We start from the raw sequence: 17,631 nt of genomic DNA, 5'->3' as shown, positions 1-17,631 counted from the left end.
CTTGTTGTTTTTCGTGCAATCGCTTATGCCCGATCTTCCGTTTACCTTGGTTGCGGCGATTTGCTCCGGGATCGGTTTGACTTGGGGCGGCGGCATGTGGATCAATTTCTACGTACGCCTTGGCCTGCGCGAGGCGTTGCTGGTCGCGTTAGGGTCGTTGGCCATTTCCACTGTCATAGGCATTTTCATAGGCTACGTGGAGGCGAAGACTGCGTTTTTCATAAGCATGCTTTTGCCGGTGGTCATTCTGGTCATGTATCTTCAGGCTCAGAAGGTGCTTGATGCACGCGAGGCGTGCGGAATCGTTACTCCGTCGCCGGATGACGTGTACGCGCACGAGCCTCGTTCAACTCTCGTGCGTTTGATTGTGGGCATCGCCTTGTTCAGTTTCGTGCTTGGCGTGTCGCGAGGTTTTCCGTTCGGGGAATCAATCAAGCTCTCGCCTTCGTTTCAGCTAGTGCAACACGTGGGTGTGACGGCTGCGGCGCTTGGCGTTATGTGGTGGGCGCTCGTCAAAGGCCGACGCCTGCGATTTTCGGTTTTATGGCAGGCGCAGCTTGCCGCTCTCGCGGTGGGCGTAATCATGTTGTCCACGCTTGATCCGTTTACCGGTCAAATCGGAGCTACGCTCATTGCTGTCACGAATTTGTTCCAGGTGGGCTTTCTTTGGTTCACCTCGTACGATGTTGCGCGTCATCGTGCTTTGCCACCGTACCTGGTCGTAGGTTTCTTTTGGTTCCTTCATCTGTTTTTTCGCGAGAGCGGGCGATTGGTCATGTTGGGGATAGGAAACCACGGAGGATTCGAGCAGATGCTGGTGATTGCGGGGATGATTTGCCTGCTTGCTATGAGCGTGGGTTTCCTGCTGACGGATGCCATTCCGCGGACAAGGCCGCTGTTTGCGGAGGATTGCTTGGATGGGGGAGCTCCGTCCACTCGGGAGGAGTGCCCCGTATTCTCTGCGCTTGCAAATGGGGACGTGCGCGTTCCCGACGAATCGGATCGCTTGATGCAGGTGCGCGAGCAGTACGGCTTGACCAAGCGTGAGATCGAAGTCCTTTCCTTTCTTGCGGAGGGGCGCAGTTCGTCTTACATCGCCGGGGAATTATACCTTTCGGATAATACCGTTCGTAGCTATGTGAAGAACATCTATCAGAAGCTTGACGTTCATTCGAAGCAGGATCTTATTGACTTCATGAAAAAATGACCGATTGGCGCCTTGCGTCCCTGGCTTCTTGCCGCCTGGTTTCGCATGTTCGGGCATCTCGTGAAATCCCGGCGTTTGAAGTGAACCCCTAAAGTTAGACCAGATTTAATAAAATCGGTCACGACTTTAGGGGTTTCTTATGCCACGGGCTTTCGTTGGAGGGATCAATCTTGTTGAGCGGCCTGTCGATGTGTCGTCAGCCTGCAATAGCGGAGCGGGCTGCGATGCGCCCGAAGATCAGGCACTCCGCGACATTGCCGCCACCTTGGTACACGCCGCTCCAAATGGAGCCGAATTCGCCCGCAGAGTACAGGTGCGGAATGGGGGTTCCATCCGGATCGAGGATTTCTGCTTTGGCATTGCGAACGGGTCCACCGTCGGTGTTGAGGAATGCGGGACAGCATAACTGCGCGTAAAACGGAGGGGTGGAGATGGGGGAGAGGGTCTTTGCTGGTCGATGGAAGAAGATGTCGGCGCCGTTTGTGCAGCATTCGTTCCATTGGTCTACCGTGGTTTTTAACTCGCTTGCGGGAACGCCCATCTGGTTGGCTAGTTCCTCGATGCTGCTTGCGGAATAGGCGAGCTTGTCTGCAACCGGGTCGGACGTGGTGGAAGCAGGTATGGCTCCCGCCTCCAGACCTTGCTGGTCGAATACGAACCATGCTTTGCTTGGCTGGGCGAGGTGAGGCCATTCGCCGCCGATTTGCATGTGGCCATGGCGACTTCCAACGGCTAGGGATACGTTGTCCCTGTACGCGATATCCGACTTGTTGCTATAGCCATCCCAATCCATATAGTAGCGACGTCCGTTTGCTCCCACCGTGATGCCGAATTGCTTCGGGCACGGCGAAATGATCTGGTTGTTCGTGAACTTCGTGTTCGCCAAATCCCGTCCGGCCATCCAGAAGCCCGCAACATGTTCCATGTGCCAAAAATCCGCACCGATTTTCATGCACGCCTTATGCCCGTCTCCGGTGTTCAAGTCTTCGATGGCGGGGTGCGCGGCTCCTTGTCCAATGAAGTCTTGGCGCATGGTGGGGTTTGCCTCGAAGCCTCCTGTGCACATGATGACGCCCTTGTTTGCCTTCACGTTTTTGCCACCAATGACGGCGCCGAGGATCTCTTTCGTGGCCGGGTCTTGCACGAGCTCGCTGAGCGGGGCTTCGGTGCGGTATTCGATAACGTCAGCATGGCTGGTTATGATGCTGTCGAGCAGCTTGGTAATATGCTTCGCGCCTTTGATTTCAACGTCTTTCTTGCCGGCTATCGTGAGTTTTCCCAATGAATAGCAGTGTTCGAACTCAGGCCATTCGGGCGTAGGGGCCAAGGGGTCGTCCTTTGTGCTGGGCGGGATGATGGACGCTTCTTCCAGCGCTCCTCCCAAAGTGTTGAATACCCAGTCGTAATTTTCGGCAGCCCCCTTGGCATAGGCCGCAATTACATCGTCAGGCGTGGTTCCTTCGCTGCCGCGCATTTCGAGCATGTACTGGTTGAACGCGTTTTCGTCGTTTGTGTAAACGATGGTCCCTTTGCAGAAAGGGCTGTTGCCGCCCGGCATGGTGCCTTTTTCGGCTAGTAGGCATGTCGCGCCGTTTCCTTCGAGGGCAACCGTGATTGCGGCGGCTTGGCCTGCGCATCCAGCGCCAACAACCACTACGTCGAACTCTTCGTCCCATTTTGTGTCGGAGCCTTTGGCTGTCGAGCCCTTATCCGAACTGTTCGATGCTCCCTGCGGTGCGCATCCGACGATGCTAAGGCCTGCGGCGCCTGCAAGCGCCACGCCTGCGGTCTTGAGAAATGTGCGACGACTCTGGTTTGCAAGACTGCTTGTTTCTCCCATGCGAATCCTCCTTGGTTCGATTCATACGCAACGGCTGTTGCGCATGTGCTGAAGAAGATCCTAGAAAAAGAGGCTTTTGCGCGGCACACCCCAAGTGCGGTGTTTTGCGCGGCAATGTGGCTCCCCTGCAAAACGAGGGGGTGCGGCGGCGTTGCCGTTGACCTGCTTGAATTGTGCAGGAAAACCGTGCAATCGTTTTGCGTGCGTGAAGTGCCCTACGATCGATGCTCGTTTTCGGGAAGCACGCCTCGTATGACCCCTTCTTGTCCAAATATGCGACAATAGGCCGATGCAGTTGTGCAGGCGCGGCTATGAGCGGCGACCTGCGCGAAATTGAGAACAAGGAGCATCCGTGGCGGAATTCATTTATCAAATGTACAAGGCGCGCAAGGCGCATGGCGACAAGGTCATCTTGGACGACGTGTCGCTGTCGTTCTATCCCGGCGCCAAGATTGGCGTGGTGGGCCCCAACGGCATGGGCAAGTCGACGCTGCTCAAGCTGATGGCCGGTCTTGAGGAGGTCTCGAACGGCGAGGCGCGTCTCTCTCCCGGTTACACGGTGGGCATTCTGCAGCAGGAGCCGCCGCTCGATGAGGACAAGACCGTCCTGGAGAATATCGAGCTGGCGTTCGGCGAGGTCAAGGCGAAGATCGATCGCTTCAACAGGATCGGCGAACTCATGGGCGAGCCCGATGCCGACTTCGATGCGCTCATGGCGGAGATGGGCGAGCTTCAGGACGCCATCGATGCGGCGAACGGCTGGGATCTGGACAGCCAGCTATCCCAGGCCATGGACGCGCTGCAGTGCCCCGATCCCGACATGCCGGTGAACGTGCTGTCCGGCGGCGAGCGCCGTCGCGTGGCGCTGTGCCGCCTGCTGCTCGAGGCTCCCGACCTGTTGCTTTTGGACGAGCCGACCAACCACTTGGACGCCGAATCCGTGCTGTGGCTGGAGCGTTTCCTCAAGAACTACCAGGGCGCTGTTCTGGCCGTCACGCACGACCGCTACTTCCTGGACAACGTGGCCGAGTGGATCTGCGAGGTTGACCGCGGCAGCTTGTTCCCGTACAAGGGCAATTACTCCACGTACCTGGAGACGAAGGCCGCGCGCCTGGAGGCCCAGGGCCAGCGCGATGCAAAAATGGCGAAGCGCTTGCAGTCCGAGCTCGAATGGGTTCGTTCCAGCCCGAAGGCTCGTCAGGCGAAGAGCAAGGCCCGTCTTGAGCGCTACGAGCAGATGGCCGCTGAAGCTGCCGCATCGAAGAAACTCGACTTCACCGACATCCAGATTCCCGTGGGCCCGCGCCTGGGGTCGAAGGTGCTCGTGGCCGAGCATCTGCACAAGGCATTCGGGGACCGTGTGCTGATCGACGACTTGTCCTTCGAGCTGCCGCGCAACGGCATCGTGGGCGTGATCGGCCCGAACGGCGTGGGCAAAACCACGCTGTTCAAGGCGATCGTGGGCTTGGAGGAGCTAACTTCGGGTTCGCTCGACATCGGCGAGACGGTGAAGATCTCCTACGTCGACCAGAACCGCGCGGGCCTCGACCCGAAGGCGAACGTGTGGGAGGCCGTGTCCGGCGGCACCGATTACATTCGCGTGGGCGAGACCGAAATCCCGACGCGCGCGTACGTGGCCAGCTTCGGCTTCAAGGGTTCCGACCAGCAGAAGCCCACGGGCGTGCTGTCCGGCGGCGAGCGCAACCGCTTGAACCTGGCGCTCACGCTGAAAGAGGGCGGCAACCTGCTGCTTTTGGACGAGCCGACCAACGATCTGGACGTCGAAACGCTCGAGTGCTTGGAAGAGGCGCTGTTGGCGTTCCCGGGTTGCGCCGTGGTGGTCAGCCACGACCGCATGTTCCTGGACCGCGTTGCCACGCACATCCTGGCATGGGAGGGCACCGACGAGAATCCTGGCAACTGGTTCTGGTTCGAGGGCAACTTCGAGTCCTACCAGAAGAACAAGGTGGAGCGCTTGGGCGAAGAGGCCGCGAAGCCGCATCGCATCCATCGCAAGCTCACGCGCGACTAGCGCATTGTCCAACCGGTTTCAAACGAAGGGGCTGCATCAAACGTGATGCAGCCCCTTTTCGGTGCGCCCGGCGCGTTCGGCAGGGCTTTGCTGGGTCGATTCGCGCCCATAATGGTGCGGGAGGCGGCCCGTGACCGCCTCCGGGAAGCGCGCTAGTTTTTCAGCGAGTTGATCGGCGCGGGCATGCGGCCGCCGCGATGAGCGAACACCGTGCCTGCATGCTGGTTGACCGGCATGACGGGCGCGTAGCCCAGCAGGCCGCCGAAGTCCAGCTGGTCGCCTACCTGCTTGCCGATTGCGGGGATAACGCGCACGGCGGTGGTCTTGTTGTTGATCATGCCGATAGCGCATTCGTCGGCGATGATGCCGAAGATGGTCTCGACGCTGGTGTCGCCGGGCACCGCGATCATGTCCAGGCCCACCGAGCATACGCAGGTCATGGCCTCGAGCTTCTCCAGGGACAGGGCGCCGGATTCCGCCGCGCGAATCATGCCGGCATCCTCGGACACGGGAATGAACGCGCCGGACAGGCCGCCGACCGATGACGACGCCATGACGCCGCCCTTCTTCACGGCGTCGTTGAGCATGGCGAGCGCGGCCGTGGTCCCCGGACCGCCGCACTGGCCAACGCCGATGGCTTCCAGAATTTCCGCCACCGAATCGCCTTCGGCCGGCGTAGGGGCCAGCGAAAGATCCAGGATGCCCTGCTGCACGCCCAAGCGGCGCGATGCTTCGCGCGCCATCAGCTCGCCCGCGCGCGTGATCTTGAACGCGGTAGCCTTGATGGCTTCGGCAACCGACGTGATGTCGGCGTCTTTTGGCAGATCGGCCAGCACGGCGCGCACCACACCGGGTCCCGATACGCCCACGTTCACCACGGCGTCGGCCTCGCCTGATCCGTGGAACGCGCCGGCCATGAAGGGGTTGTCCTCCACGGCGTTGCAGAATACCACCAGCTTGCCTGCGCCGATACACTGGCGGTCGGCCGTGGCTTCGGCCGTCTGCTTCACGATGCCGGCCATCTTGAAGGCGGCGTCCATGTTGATGCCCGCGCGCGTGGATCCCACGTTCACGCTCGAGCATACGTTGTCGGTTGCGGCCAACGCGTGGGGGATCGACTCCATCAGCGTGTTGTCGGCTTTCGAGGCTCCCTTGTGCACGAGCGCGCTGAAGCCGCCCACGAAGTCGACGCCCACTTCCTTGCCGGCTTTGTCCATGGCAACGGCGATGGGCGTGAAGTCGGTTGCGTTGGTAGCTGCGCAGATTTCGGCGATAGGCGTGACGGAGATGCGCTTGTTCACGATGGGGATGCCGTACTCGCGCTCCAGCTGTTCGGCGGTGGGAACCAGCCGTTCGGCGGCGCTGGTCATGCGGTCGTAGACCTTGCGGGCCATAACGTCGATGTCGGCGTCGGTGCAACCGCGCAGGTTCAGGCCCAGCGTGATGGTTCGGATGTCCAGGTGCTGCTTGCTCACCATCGCAAGCGTCTCGGCGATTTCTGCCGGCGTGATCTGCATGGCGTCCTGTCTTTCTCTCTGGCGTTTGGGTATCGGTACAGTCTAGCAAATTATAGGGCGGGATGCCGGGCGAGACGGGGGGACGCTGCCGACGTGACGAAATTGCGCGCGCAAAACCGCTTCCGCTGGCAGGTTTTTACGGTTTGGGGTCGTTTGATCTGCCGGATCAAGCGACCGCGACAGCATGCTTCGACTATGCAACGCCGTGACCAGGCAAAACGAAAATCGGGCCAAGCAACGATGAAAACGATGCCCGACTCGACGACCCCAAACCGTAAAAACCTGCCAGCGAAGGCGGTTTTTCGTGCGCAACTCGGTAATGCGGGGGAGTGCAGGGCGATGCGGGGTAGTGCGGGGGCGCTCTGCCCGGGTCCGCCCCCGACGCTTCCGCAACGCCATGCGCAAAGGGGCGCTTTGCCCCCATGCGCATCCCGATGCGGGTGTGCGGGCATTGTCGATCCTAAAACACGTTTTTGGGCCCAAAAACGTGTTTTAGGATCGACAATGAGCTTCCCGGCACGGCGCGAGCGCTTCGCCCCGGCTTTACCCCAGCACGGCGCCGATGGCTCCGCGAGCGCGCTCCACGGCGCAGTCGAGCTCGTCTTCGGTGATGGTCAGCGCCGGGTTGAAGTACACGACGTTGCCCAGGGGCCGCAGCATCAGGCCGCGATCGAGCGCTTGGCGGTAGATCCGGTACCCCATGCGATCGCGCGGGTCGAAACCCTCCTTGGTGTCGCGATCGACTACCAGCTCAAGCGCGTGGATCATCCCCAAGCGACGGATCTCTCCCACATGGGGGTGTTCGCCGAACGCCTCGGTCAGCCGCCTTTGCAGATGGTCCGCCCTGACAGCGGCCTGCTCGAGCACGCGATCCTCGCGCATGATGCGTTGCACCGCCAAAGCCGCCGCTGCCGCGATGGGGTTTCCGGCGTAGGTGTGGCTGTGCATGAACGCCTTGCCTTCGGAGTAGTCGGCGTAGAAGGCTCGGTAGATGTCGTCGGTCACGGCCGTTACCGCCATGGGAAGAAAACCCCCGGTCAGGTTCTTGGAGGTGCACAGCATGTCGGGGGAGGCGCTTGCCTGGTCGAAGGCGAACATGGTGCCGGTGCGACCGAAGCCGGTGGCCACTTCGTCGGCGATGAGGTGCACGTTGTGCCGGTCGCACAGCGCTCGCAGCTTTTCCAAGTACAGCGGCGGGTACATGCGCATTCCGGCGCTTCCCTGCAGAAGCGGCTCGACGATGACGGCGCACGTTTCGTGCCCGTGCCGCTCGAACTGTTGCTCGGCATGTTCGAAGCAGGCGCAGCTGCACGTGTCGCGCGTGCAGCCATAAGCGCAGCGGTAGCAGTCGGGCGCTTCGATGACGTGTGACCGGTGCATGAGCGGCGCGTACATGCCCGCGTACGTGGCATCGGCGCATACGGACAGCGCGCCCAGGGTTTCGCCGTGGTATCCCTCGGAGAAGCACATGAACCGTTGCTTTTCCGGGTGGCCCGTTTGCAGGTGGTACTGGAAGCTCATCTTGAGGGCGCACTCCACCGATGTGGAACCGTTGTCCGAGAAGCAGAACTTGTCCAGCCCTTCCGGCATGATGGCGGCCAGCTCTTCGGCAAGCTGAATGATGCCCTCGTGGGAGAAGTTGGCGAACAGCACGTGGTCGAGCTTCTTCGCCTGCCGGGCGACGGCTTCGGCGATGGCGGGATTGCAATGCCCCAGCGTGTTGCACCACCACGAGCTGATGATGTCGATGTAGTCCTTCCCCTCGATGTCGAAGAGGCGCACGCCTTCTCCGCGCTCGATGATGATGGGAGGGAAGTCCTCGTAATCTTTCATTTGGGAGCAGGGGTGCCAGATGTGCGCGAGGTCGCGCTCTTGCCAAGTTGCCATGCGGATTCCTTTCCGGGGTCGGTGCGGGCGGGGTGCGCCGCGCGATCTGCCGCGCGCGACGGCGGGTCAGTTGAACAGGCTTGCCAGATAGTGAGCGCTGCAGTCGAGATCCTGCGCGCCTGGCGGGATGCAAGCGATCGTGGGAATCCCGGTCAACTCGCGCGCCATCAGCCGGTTGTCTTCGTGCAGGGGGTTACCGGCTTCGTAGTTGTTGAGCAGGATGCCGTGGCAAGCGATGCCGCGTTGGGCAAGGTAGAGGGTTGTGGTGGCAAGGGCGTTCAGCGTGCCCAGTCCTGCGTCGGCGACCACGACGGTTCCCAGGCCCAGCTTCAGCACCACGTCCTCCAGCATGAGGCGGCGCTTGCCGTCCCAGCGCAGCGGGCAGACGATGCCGCCGCTTCCCTCCACCAGCACCAGCTCGTGCCGGGTGCGAGCGCGGTCGTAGTCGCGTTGGACGACGTCCAGGTCAACGGGGTTTCCCTCCAGCCGCGCAGCAAGATGGGGCGATACCGCCGTTCGGTACGTGTAGGAGACCAAGCGCTCGTGGGGCTCGTCCAACCCGGCAACTCGGGCGACGTACGAGGCATCGCTCGAGATAGCCCCCTGGTCGTCCGTTTCGATGCCGCTGATGGCGGCTTTGTAGTAACCGGCGTCGTATCCCGCTTCGCGCAGCTGCTTCAAAATGAGGGCGCTCACGTAGGTTTTGCCGACGTCGGTTCCGGTCGCGGTGACGAACAGGCCGCGCGATGTCGTATCCATGCAGTTCCTCGTCTCTGGTTGAAGGTTGCTCGACGCGCGCGGGGCGGTGCGCTCCGGGGTGCGTCAGATGATGGGGTCGGGCACAAAGAACCCGGCGGAAGCGGCCATCGCCCGATCGGAAAGGACGGTGAACCCGCCCGTGGTCAGCATGTCCCCCGATATGAGGGCGTTCGCGCCCGCGCTCAGGCAGTCGCGACCCGCCTCGCGCAAGAGCGCGCGCCCGCCGGCAAGCCGCAGCGACGTGCCGGGCATGGCGAACCGGAACAACGCCACCGTGCGCAGCACCTCGTCGTGCCCGAGCGGCGGCATGTTTGCCAGCGGCGTGCCGGGAATGGGGTTCAGCACGTTGATGGGCACGGAGTCGGGGCCGATCGCGCGCAGTTCGAGCGCCAGGTCGATGCGGTCGCTCCGGCTTTCCCCCAGCCCGATGATGCCGCCGCTGCACACTTCCAGCCCGGCGTCGCGCGCGGCTTGTATCGCGTGCAGCTTGTCATCGTAGCCGTGCGACGTGCATATATGGGGAAAGAACGCGCGCGAGGTTTCCAGGTTGTTGTGCACGCGCTCAAGCCCGGCTTGCGCCAGCATGGCGAAATCCTCCTGCGAAAGCAGGCCGAGCGAGGCGCACACGGAAACGCCTGTCGCGCGTTTGACGGCGGATATGGCGTTTGCAGCTTGCTCGACTTCGCGCGGGGACAGCTTTTGGCCGGATGAGACGAGCGAGAACCTTTGCACGCCGGCTTCGACGTCGCGCTTCGCCTGGTCCACGATGGCGTCCACGCTTTGGAAGGGGTACTCCTGAACGGAGACGTTCCAGTGGGCCGATTGGGCGCAGTACGCGCAGTTCTCCGGGCAGCGTCCGCTTTTGGCGTTGACGATGCTGCACAGGTCGAAGTCGTCGCCGCAACGCGCTTGGCGGATGCGGTTCGCGGCCGCGGCAAGGTCGGTCAGCGGCTCGGCGGCAAGCGCCATCAAATCGTCGCGGCTGAGGTCGCCGCCTTCGACGGCGATGCGTTCGCATCGGGCGATGGGGTTGCGGTCGAAGGCGCTCATGCGCGGCCCTGCTTTTGGCTTATCAGGGGCAGCAGGCGCTTGGCAAGCGCGGCGCTGGCGAAGCACAGCGCGATGTCGCCCGGCACGGCAAGCACGAAGCAGTACAGCACAAGGGGCCCGAGCGCGATGGGGGCTCCTATGACGAAGTTGCTGATCAGGTAGAAGTAGACCATGCCGATCAGGTAGACCACGCCCAGCCCGGCGAAGCATGCGGCAAGCAAGCGCTTCATGGAGGGTCGCGGCGTCGCCCACGCGATGCGCGCTGTGAGGTACGTGCCCGCGCAAAAGCCGATCAGATAGCCGAAGCTCGGCTGCGCCAGATACCCGATGCCTCCGCCGGACGCGAAGATGGGCAGGCCGATCAGTCCGAGCGCAACGTAAGCCGCCACGCTCAGCGTTCCCCAGCGCGGGCCGAGCAACAGGCCGGCTATGGTGGTGAACAGGAATTGCAAGGTGAACGACACCACGGGAACCGGCACCTTCACGAAGGCTCCTACCGCGATGAAGGCGCAGAACAGCGCGCACAGCACAAGCGACCGCGTGCGGGCTTTCGTGTTGTTCGCCAGGCTCGGGCGGGTTGATGCTTCGGCTGCTTGCTTAGGCATGGGCGGTGCTCACTTCCCCGTACGGGAGCTCCAGGCGCGTTTTGTCCGGAAGCTCTACCACCAGTTTGAAATCCTCGGTCAAGTCGACGGCCCGCGCGCGCACGCGCGACTCGTCGCGCGTGATCACGATGGGCTCGCCCAGCAGAAAGCAGCGGCGGCGATACTCGTCGTAGAACGAACGGTCGGGTAGATGCCGGTACAAGTCCCAGAACCGATCGAGCACTTCCGCCACCAGCCGGTTGCGCAGGGCTTTTTCGTCGGCGTCGCAGACGGATCCCGCAATGTCGCCAAGGGGGGCGGGAAATCCTTCCGCGGGCGGCTTCACGTTCACCCCGATGCCCAGCACGGCATGGTCGAAGCAGCCCGACTCCATGTCCACGGCGCCTTCCGTCAGGATGCCGGCCACCTTCTTTCCGTTGCAGTAGATGTCGTTCACCCATTTGATGGAAGCCTGCTTGCCCGCTACGTGCTCGATCGCCTGGGCGCAAGCAACCGCCGCGGCCGTGGTCAGGTACTGGGCGCGATCGGCTTGCAGGGCGGGCCGCAGCACGATGCTCAGGTAGATGCCGGTTGCGGTGGGGGAAAAGAACTCCTTGCCCCGCCGTCCTTTTCCCGCTGTCTGCCCCTCGGCCACCACGACGGTTCCTTCGGGTGCGCCCTCGATTGCGCGGCGGCGCGCTTCGTCGTTCGTCGAGTCCACAAGCTTGCGGACGATCAGGTTGAACGGGTGGTCTCGGGGCAGGAACCGCTCTATGCCTTGGGGCGAGAGCAGGTCGTTTTCCTGCGAGAGGGCGTAGCCCTTGTTCGTGACGGCGTCTATTTCGTAGCCTTCCGCACGCAGGGCGTTGACCGCCTTCCATACGGCGTTGCGGCTGACGCCGATGGCCTCGGCAAGCTTCTCTCCCGATACGTACCGTTCTCGATTGCTTTCCAGCAGACAGAGCAGCTGCTCTTTGGTTCCCATCGACCCTCCGTTTGTTCGCTCGGTATGCGCATGGTAGGGGAGGCTCGGTTGTCGTGTCAACGAATTCCGGTACTTGCGGGTGACAATGCGGCCGGGACGAAGCGAGCGCTTCTTGAGCGGCACGGGTGCGCGCGGGGTTGTGCCGCATGCTTGAGCGGCACGCGCGCGGGGCTTGCCGCACGCTTGGTTTTTCGATGACGTCGCCCGACGCTCCCTACCGCGCCGGTTGCCTTTCCGTGCGCGAAGCCATAGAATATCGTTATTGAACAAACTGTTCATTATTGATCGAGTTGTTTAAAAGGAGTGTCTCCATGGCAGAAACGCGTGGCGACGCCTCGGCGTCCTCCTGCGAAGACAGGCGCATTACGCGGTCGAAGAAGGCCCTGCGGGACGCGATCGTCGCGCTTATGGAAGAGCGTGATTTCGACGACATCACGGTAAACGACCTGTGCGAGCGAGCCGATCTGAACCGCGGCACGTTCTACAACCATTTTCGGGACAAAGACGATTTGCTGGCTACCCTCGAAAACGAGGTCATAGCCGATCTGGACCATTTCCAAGAGCAGATGCAAGACCTTACGGTTCCTTACCTTTGGACGCACAAGACCAAGAAGCGGCCGCTGCCCCTGCTGGTGGAACTGTACGATTACCTGCGCGAACAGGGTGACTTCCTGCACGCCGTCCTGGGTCCCGGCGGCGATGTGCGCTTTGCGCCGCGCCTGCGGGACTCGGTTTGCACGAACCTGATCCAATCCATCCTGCACGAACGCTACCGCAACGATCCCGAGCCGTTCGTGCGGTACTACGTGGCGTTTTTCGCGTCGGCGTACATGGGCGTCATCATGCGCTGGATCGAGACGGGCATGCAGGAAAGCTCGGAGGACATGGCGCTGATCGCCGTTCGGCTGTTCTTCATCAAGCCGGGCGAATCGATTGTATTGTAGGTGGAAACGATGAACCGAAACGACGAAACAACCCCTTCGAAGGAGAACGTCATGGTGAACGAGACCATGCTGAACAGCGCACTGCGCATCGGCATCGACGTGGGCTCGACTACGGTGAAGCTGGCTATCCTGGACGAGGCGAACGACGTCAAATTCTCCGTCTACCGCCGTCACCACGCCGACGTGCGGGCCACGATCATCGAGGTTTTGAGCGAGGCCGCGGCTGATTTCGGGAACGAGCGCATGACCATCGCCATCACCGGGTCGGGCGGTTTGCTGCTGGCCCAATGGCTGGGAATCGAATTCGTGCAGGAGGTTATCGCGTCCAAGACTGCGGTGGAAACCTTCATTCCCGAAACCGACGTGGCCATCGAGCTGGGCGGCGAGGATGCGAAGATCATCTACTTCGATCAGGGCATCGAGCAGCGCATGAACGGCACGTGCGCCGGCGGTACCGGCGCGTTCATCGACCAGATGGCCGCCTTGCTCAACACCGACGCCGGCGGTTTGAACGAACTGGCTCGCAATCACACGACCATCTATCCCATTGCAAGCCGTTGCGGCGTGTTCGCGAAGACCGACGTCCAGCCCCTGCTGAACGAAGGCGCGCGCAAGGAGGACATCGCCGCGTCCATCTTCCAGTCCGTGGTCACGCAGACCATCAGCGGCTTGGCGTGCGGGCGTCCCATTCGCGGACACGTGGCGTTTCTGGGCGGCCCCCTGCAGTACCTTCCCGAGCTGCGCAAGCGGTTCTACGAAACGCTCGACCTGGACGACCAGCACATCATCGTGCCTGAAAACGCGCACCTGTTCGTGGCGGGAGGCTGCGCCATTGCCGGCGCGGCAAGCGACACCGTGAAGGCCGAGCTGCTGGCCGACGTGCTCGATCGCCTGAAAAATCTTGGCGATATGCAGGGGTCCGAGGTGGTGCGCCTGGACCCGCTGTTCGCCGACGAGTCCGCATACCGCGAGTTCAAGCGCCGCCACGATGCCGAGGTGGTGCGTCGCGGCCAGCTTATGGCCTACGACGGCACGGCCTATCTGGGCATCGATGCAGGATCGACCACGTTCAAGGCAGTTCTGATCGGGGAAGACGGCGCGCTTCTGTGGTCGCATTACGCCAGCAACAAGGGCGACGTGCTGGGGTGCGCTCGCGCGGCGCTTTCCAACCTGTACAACGACATGCCGGTGGACGCCGAAACGGGCGAGCCGCTGGTGCGCATCGGCCACGCCACGGTGACCGGCTACGGCGAGCACTTGCTGCTGGAGGCGCTGCGCCTCGACTCGGGCGAGATCGAAACGGTGGCGCACCTGAGGGGCGCTCAGGAGATGCTGCCGGGCGTGGAGTTCATTCTGGACATCGGCGGGCAGGACATGAAGTGCCTGCGCGTGAAGGACGGCGTCATCGACCACATCATGCTCAACGAGGCGTGCAGCTCGGGCTGCGGCAGCTTCATCGAAAGCTTCGCTACGGGCTTGAACTTGAGCGTGTCGGAGTTCGCGCAGGCTGCTGTAGAGGCGAAACGACCCGTTGACCTGGGAAGCCGTTGTACGGTATTCATGAACAGCCGCGTGAAGCAGGCGCAGAAGGAAGGCGCCACCGTCGGCGACATCGCGGCGGGCTTGGCAATTTCCGTCATCAAGAACGCGCTGTTCAAGGTCATTAAAATCCGCGACCCGCACGACGTGGGCTCGAAGGTCATCGTGCAGGGCGGCACGTTCCTCAACGATGCCGTGCTGCGCGCGTTCGAGCAGTTGTCCGAAGTCAACGCGGTGCGTCCCGACATCGCGGGCAACATGGGCGCGTTCGGCGCGGCTCTGCTTGCGCGCGACCGGTACCAGGAGGCGATGGCCGAGCGCGAGCGCAGGGGTCAGGCGGCTGCGGCGTGGAGCTCGGCCGACGGCGAGGCGCTTGCGCCTGCTGCGCTGGAATCGACCATGCTCACGCTCGAGCAGCTTTCCGCGCTTTCCCCCACGCATAAAACCGTGCGCTGCAAAGCGTGCTCGAACCACTGCCTGCTGACCGTCAACGACTTCGGCGTAGACGAGCGCACGGGCAAGCGCCGTCGCTTCATCACGGGCAATCGCTGCGAGAAGGGTGCCGGGACGTTCGACGAAAGCAAAAACGTGCCGAACCTGTACGAGTACAAGTCGAACCGCCTGTTCGGCTACGAGCCGCTTTCCGCCGAAACGGCCACGCGCGGTTCGGTAGGCATCCCGCGCGCGCTCAACATGTACGAGAACTATCCCTTCTGGTTCACGTTCTTCACCGAACTGGGATTCCAGGTGGTCTTGAGCGATCCTTCCACGAAGAAGACCTACGAATCGGGCATTGAGTCCATGCCGTCGGAGAGCGTGTGCTACCCGGCCAAGATGTCGCACGGTCACATCATGAACCTGCTGGACAAGCGTCCCGACTTCATCTGGTTCCCGTGCTCGAAGTGGGAGCGCCAGGAGGACCAAGGTGCGGGCAACCACTTCAATTGCCCGATCGTTGCCAGCTATTCGGAGGCATTGCGTCTCAATGTGGACGATCTGCGCACGTCCGGGGTGCCGTTCCTCAATCCGTGGCTGCCCTACGATCAGAAGGAGCATCTGAAGAAGCGCCTGTTCGTGGAACTGGTCGAAACCCATCCCGAGCTCATGGGCACGGCGGGTGCGCCCACGCAGGCCGAGGTGGACGCGGCGGTGGAGGCCGCTTGGGCCGAAGACGAGGCGTTCAAGCGCGACATTCGCGCGAAGGGCGAGGAGACGCTTGCGTGGATGGAGCAGACGGGCACGCACGGTATCGTGCTGGCGGGACGCCCGTACCATAACGACCCGGAGATCAACCACGCCATCCCCGAGCTGTTGACCAGTTTCGGTTTGGCAGTGCTGACTGAAGATTCGATTGCCCATCTGGGGCAGCTCGAACGCCCGATTCGCCTGGTCGATCAGTGGATGTACCACACGCGCCTGTACGCTGCCGCCAAGGTTGCCACCGAGCGAACCGACCTCGATCTTATCCAGCTGAACAGCTTCGGCTGCGGTTTGGACGCGCTCACCACCGATCAGGTGCAGGAGATCCTGGAACGTGCGGGCAAGGTGTACACCGTGCTCAAGATCGACGAGGTGTCGAACCTGGGCGCCGCGCGCATCCGCGTGCGCAGCTTGCTGGCCGCGCTCAAGGACCAAGCCGAAGAGCGCGCCGACGCCCTGCGCAAGCCGCGCCCCTGCCCGGTGGGCATCACCGTGCCCGAGAGCTTTTCGGAGAAGGCCTCGCCCGAGGTCATCGCCAGCTTCAAGCAGCGCGAAGGCGCGACGACCGAATTCCCCCGCGCCGTGTTCACGCAGGAGATGAAGGATGCGGGCTACACCATCCTGGCGCCGCAGATGGCTCCTATTCACTTCGACCTGCTGGTGGAGGTGTTCCGCAAGGAGGGCTACAACTTCGAGCTGCTTCCCTCGGTGGACCACGGCGCGGTGGATGCGGGCCTCAAGTACGTGAACAACGACATTTGCTATCCGTCCATTCTGGTTACGGGCCAGATCATGGAGGCGGTCATGTCCGGGCGCTACGACACGGACAAGCTTGCCATCGTCATCACCCAAACCGGCGGCGGCTGCCGTGCCACGAACTACATCTCGCTCATCCGCAAGGCGCTTGCATCCGTGGGCTTGCCGCATGTGCCCGTGATCGCGCTTTCGTTCAAGGACTTGGGCGAGGACAACCCCGGCTTCAAGGTGACGCCGAAGATGCTGCTTCAAGCCACGTACGCCGTGCTGTACGGCGACCTGCTTATGACGGCTCTGTATCGCACGCGTCCGTACGAGGTGGAGCCGGGCAGCGCGAACCGCCTGTTCGATCACTGGATGGCCGAGTGCAAGGGCCAGCTGAAGCGCGGCCTCAAGCGCAGCGAGTTCAAGCGCGCGGCCCGGCGCATCGTGGAGGATTTCGACACGCTTCCCTTGCAGGGCGAGGGAACGAAGCCGCGCGTCGGTGTGGTGGGCGAGATTTTGGTGAAGTTCCATCCGACGGCGAACAACCAGGTCATCGACGTGATCGAGCGCGAGGGATGCGAAGCGGTCGTGCCCGGCTTGGTCGAGTTCTTCCTGTTCGGCATAGCGGGGTCGATCTTCCAGAAAGACCCGCTGGGACGCAGCGCGAAAAGCGCGCTCGGCGGCAGGATCGGCCTTGCCTTCATCGACAAGTTCCGTGCTCCGGTGACGAAGGCGCTGCGCGATTCGAGCCGCTTCGAGCCGCCTGCGAACATCTACGAGCTGGCCGAGTACGCAAGCGAGATCCTCAGCTTGTGCAACTCGATGGGCGAGGGATGGCTGCTCACCGCCGAGATGGTGGAGCTTATCAAGACGGGCGCGCCGAACGTGGTGTGCGCGCAGCCGTTCGCCTGCCTGCCGAACCACGTGGTGGGTCGCGCCGTCATCAAGGAGCTGCGCCGCCGCTATCCCGAAAGCAACATCGTTGCCGTGGACTACGATCCGGGCGCGTCCGAGGTGAACCAGCTCAACCGCATCAAGCTCATGATCAGCGTGGCGAAAGCCAACCTGGTCGAGAAGGAGCAGCAAGCGCGCGCGAGTCGCGACGAGTTCGTGGGATCGACCTGCCCGTGCGCTTCGTGCGAGCGAGCCGGTGCGCTTGAGATCGAAACGGAAAAGGCGTAGGGCCGACCGACTGGCGCTCTGCGAGAAATAGGCGAAGCGGGGGGTGTTCCTATGAATCCGTCAAGTAGGTATTTGGCGGGATTTCCGCAATGACGAATCCATCTGCGGGCATGGTGACGCGCCGCCCCGGCTTCAAGGCGGAGGCGGTTGTCGGCGACCTGCGC

11 protein-coding genes are annotated in these 17,631 nt (G+C 62.4%); 4 read left to right on the top strand and 7 right to left on the bottom strand.

The genetic code is table 11. The annotated features are described in order from the left end of the window. Nucleotides 1-94 precede the first annotated feature (94 nt). Nucleotides 95-1,207 carry a LuxR C-terminal-related transcriptional regulator gene (locus tag LG373_RS12065; protein ID WP_225749888.1) on the top strand — a complete coding sequence of 371 codons (1,113 nt, stop codon included), beginning with the start codon at nt 95-97 and terminating at the stop codon, nt 1,205-1,207. Nucleotides 1,208-1,403: 196 nt separating this feature from the next. Here LG373_RS12065 and LG373_RS12060 read toward each other — a convergent pair whose 3' ends face one another. Continuing rightward, on the bottom strand, nt 1,404-3,047 hold the full coding sequence (locus LG373_RS12060) for an FAD-binding protein (protein ID WP_225749887.1): 1,644 nt from the start codon (nt 3,045-3,047) through the stop codon (nt 1,404-1,406). 352 nt (nt 3,048-3,399) lie between these two features. Here LG373_RS12060 and ettA point away from each other — a divergent pair, with 352 nt between their 5' ends. Continuing rightward, entirely contained in the window at nt 3,400-5,079 is a 1,680-nt protein-coding gene (ettA, locus tag LG373_RS12055) for an energy-dependent translational throttle protein EttA (RefSeq protein WP_216528998.1), read from the top strand. Between the two features lie 152 nt (nt 5,080-5,231). Here the strand turns inward: ettA and LG373_RS12050 are convergent, their stop codons facing one another. The 6 genes from LG373_RS12050 to LG373_RS12025 all read right to left on the bottom strand — a co-directional run bounded on the left by LG373_RS12050 (nt 5,232) and on the right by LG373_RS12025 (nt 11,861). Next, entirely contained in the window at nt 5,232-6,596 is a 1,365-nt protein-coding gene (locus tag LG373_RS12050) for a PFL family protein (protein WP_114566464.1), read from the bottom strand. 543 nt (nt 6,597-7,139) lie between these two features. Beyond that, the gene (bioA, locus tag LG373_RS12045; protein ID WP_216528999.1) at nt 7,140-8,483 is read right to left on the bottom strand and encodes an adenosylmethionine--8-amino-7-oxononanoate transaminase; all 1,344 of its coding nucleotides are present in this window, start codon (nt 8,481-8,483) and stop codon (nt 7,140-7,142) included. Nucleotides 8,484-8,549: 66 nt separating this feature from the next. Beyond that, complete coding sequence (gene bioD / locus LG373_RS12040; RefSeq protein ID WP_216529000.1) at nt 8,550-9,242, bottom strand: dethiobiotin synthase; 693 nt, start codon at nt 9,240-9,242, stop codon at nt 8,550-8,552. A gap of 63 nt (nt 9,243-9,305) precedes the next feature. Then, nucleotides 9,306-10,292 carry a biotin synthase BioB gene (gene bioB, locus LG373_RS12035; protein WP_225749886.1) on the bottom strand — a complete coding sequence of 329 codons (987 nt, stop codon included), beginning with the start codon at nt 10,290-10,292 and terminating at the stop codon, nt 9,306-9,308. Next, on the bottom strand, nt 10,289-10,897 hold the full coding sequence (locus LG373_RS12030; protein WP_216529002.1) for a biotin transporter BioY: 609 nt from the start codon (nt 10,895-10,897) through the stop codon (nt 10,289-10,291). Before LG373_RS12030 ends, bioB begins: the two co-directional genes overlap by 4 nt. Beyond that, the gene (locus tag LG373_RS12025) at nt 10,890-11,861 is read right to left on the bottom strand and encodes a biotin--[acetyl-CoA-carboxylase] ligase (RefSeq protein ID WP_216529003.1); all 972 of its coding nucleotides are present in this window, start codon (nt 11,859-11,861) and stop codon (nt 10,890-10,892) included. Before LG373_RS12025 ends, LG373_RS12030 begins: the two co-directional genes overlap by 8 nt. 311 nt (nt 11,862-12,172) lie before the next feature. On the opposite strand from LG373_RS12025, the gene LG373_RS12020 reads away from it, so the two are divergent. Both LG373_RS12020 and LG373_RS12015 read left to right on the top strand, forming a co-directional pair. After that, nucleotides 12,173-12,805: a TetR/AcrR family transcriptional regulator gene (locus LG373_RS12020; RefSeq protein WP_114566470.1), complete on the top strand. Its 633-nt coding sequence runs from the start codon at nt 12,173-12,175 to the stop codon at nt 12,803-12,805. A gap of 51 nt (nt 12,806-12,856) precedes the next feature. Next, nucleotides 12,857-17,467, top strand: a complete 4,611-nt coding sequence (locus LG373_RS12015; protein WP_225749903.1) for a 2-hydroxyacyl-CoA dehydratase — start codon at nt 12,857-12,859, stop codon at nt 17,465-17,467. The last annotated feature ends 164 nt before the right edge of the window (nt 17,468-17,631 follow it).

The sequence above is a fragment of the Paraeggerthella sp. Marseille-Q4926 genome (assembly GCF_916618935.1).
In the GTDB taxonomy this organism is placed as follows: domain Bacteria; phylum Actinomycetota; class Coriobacteriia; order Coriobacteriales; family Eggerthellaceae; genus Paraeggerthella; species Paraeggerthella hominis.
The sequence above is the reverse complement of the archived record's forward strand: the minus strand, read 5'-3'. Positions and strand labels throughout refer to the sequence as shown.

Bases quoted from the DNA above. Each gene is read 5' to 3' on its own strand.
- LG373_RS12065 (WP_225749888.1), top strand. From the start codon at position 95: ATGTGGATCAATTTCTACGTACGCCTTGGCCTGCGCGAGGCGTTGCTG.
- LG373_RS12060 (WP_225749887.1), bottom strand. From the start codon at position 3,047: ATGGGAGAAACAAGCAGTCTTGCAAACCAGAGTCGTCGCACATTTCTC.
- LG373_RS12050 (WP_114566464.1), bottom strand. From the start codon at position 6,596: ATGCAGATCACGCCGGCAGAAATCGCCGAGACGCTTGCGATGGTGAGC.
- bioA (WP_216528999.1), bottom strand. From the start codon at position 8,483: ATGGCAACTTGGCAAGAGCGCGACCTCGCGCACATCTGGCACCCCTGC.
- bioD (WP_216529000.1), bottom strand. From the start codon at position 9,242: ATGGATACGACATCGCGCGGCCTGTTCGTCACCGCGACCGGAACCGAC.
- bioB (WP_225749886.1), bottom strand. From the start codon at position 10,292: ATGAGCGCCTTCGACCGCAACCCCATCGCCCGATGCGAACGCATCGCC.
- LG373_RS12030 (WP_216529002.1), bottom strand. From the start codon at position 10,897: ATGCCTAAGCAAGCAGCCGAAGCATCAACCCGCCCGAGCCTGGCGAAC.
- LG373_RS12025 (WP_216529003.1), bottom strand. From the start codon at position 11,861: ATGGGAACCAAAGAGCAGCTGCTCTGTCTGCTGGAAAGCAATCGAGAA.
- LG373_RS12020 (WP_114566470.1), top strand. From the start codon at position 12,173: ATGGCAGAAACGCGTGGCGACGCCTCGGCGTCCTCCTGCGAAGACAGG.
- LG373_RS12015 (WP_225749903.1), top strand. From the start codon at position 12,857: ATGGTGAACGAGACCATGCTGAACAGCGCACTGCGCATCGGCATCGAC.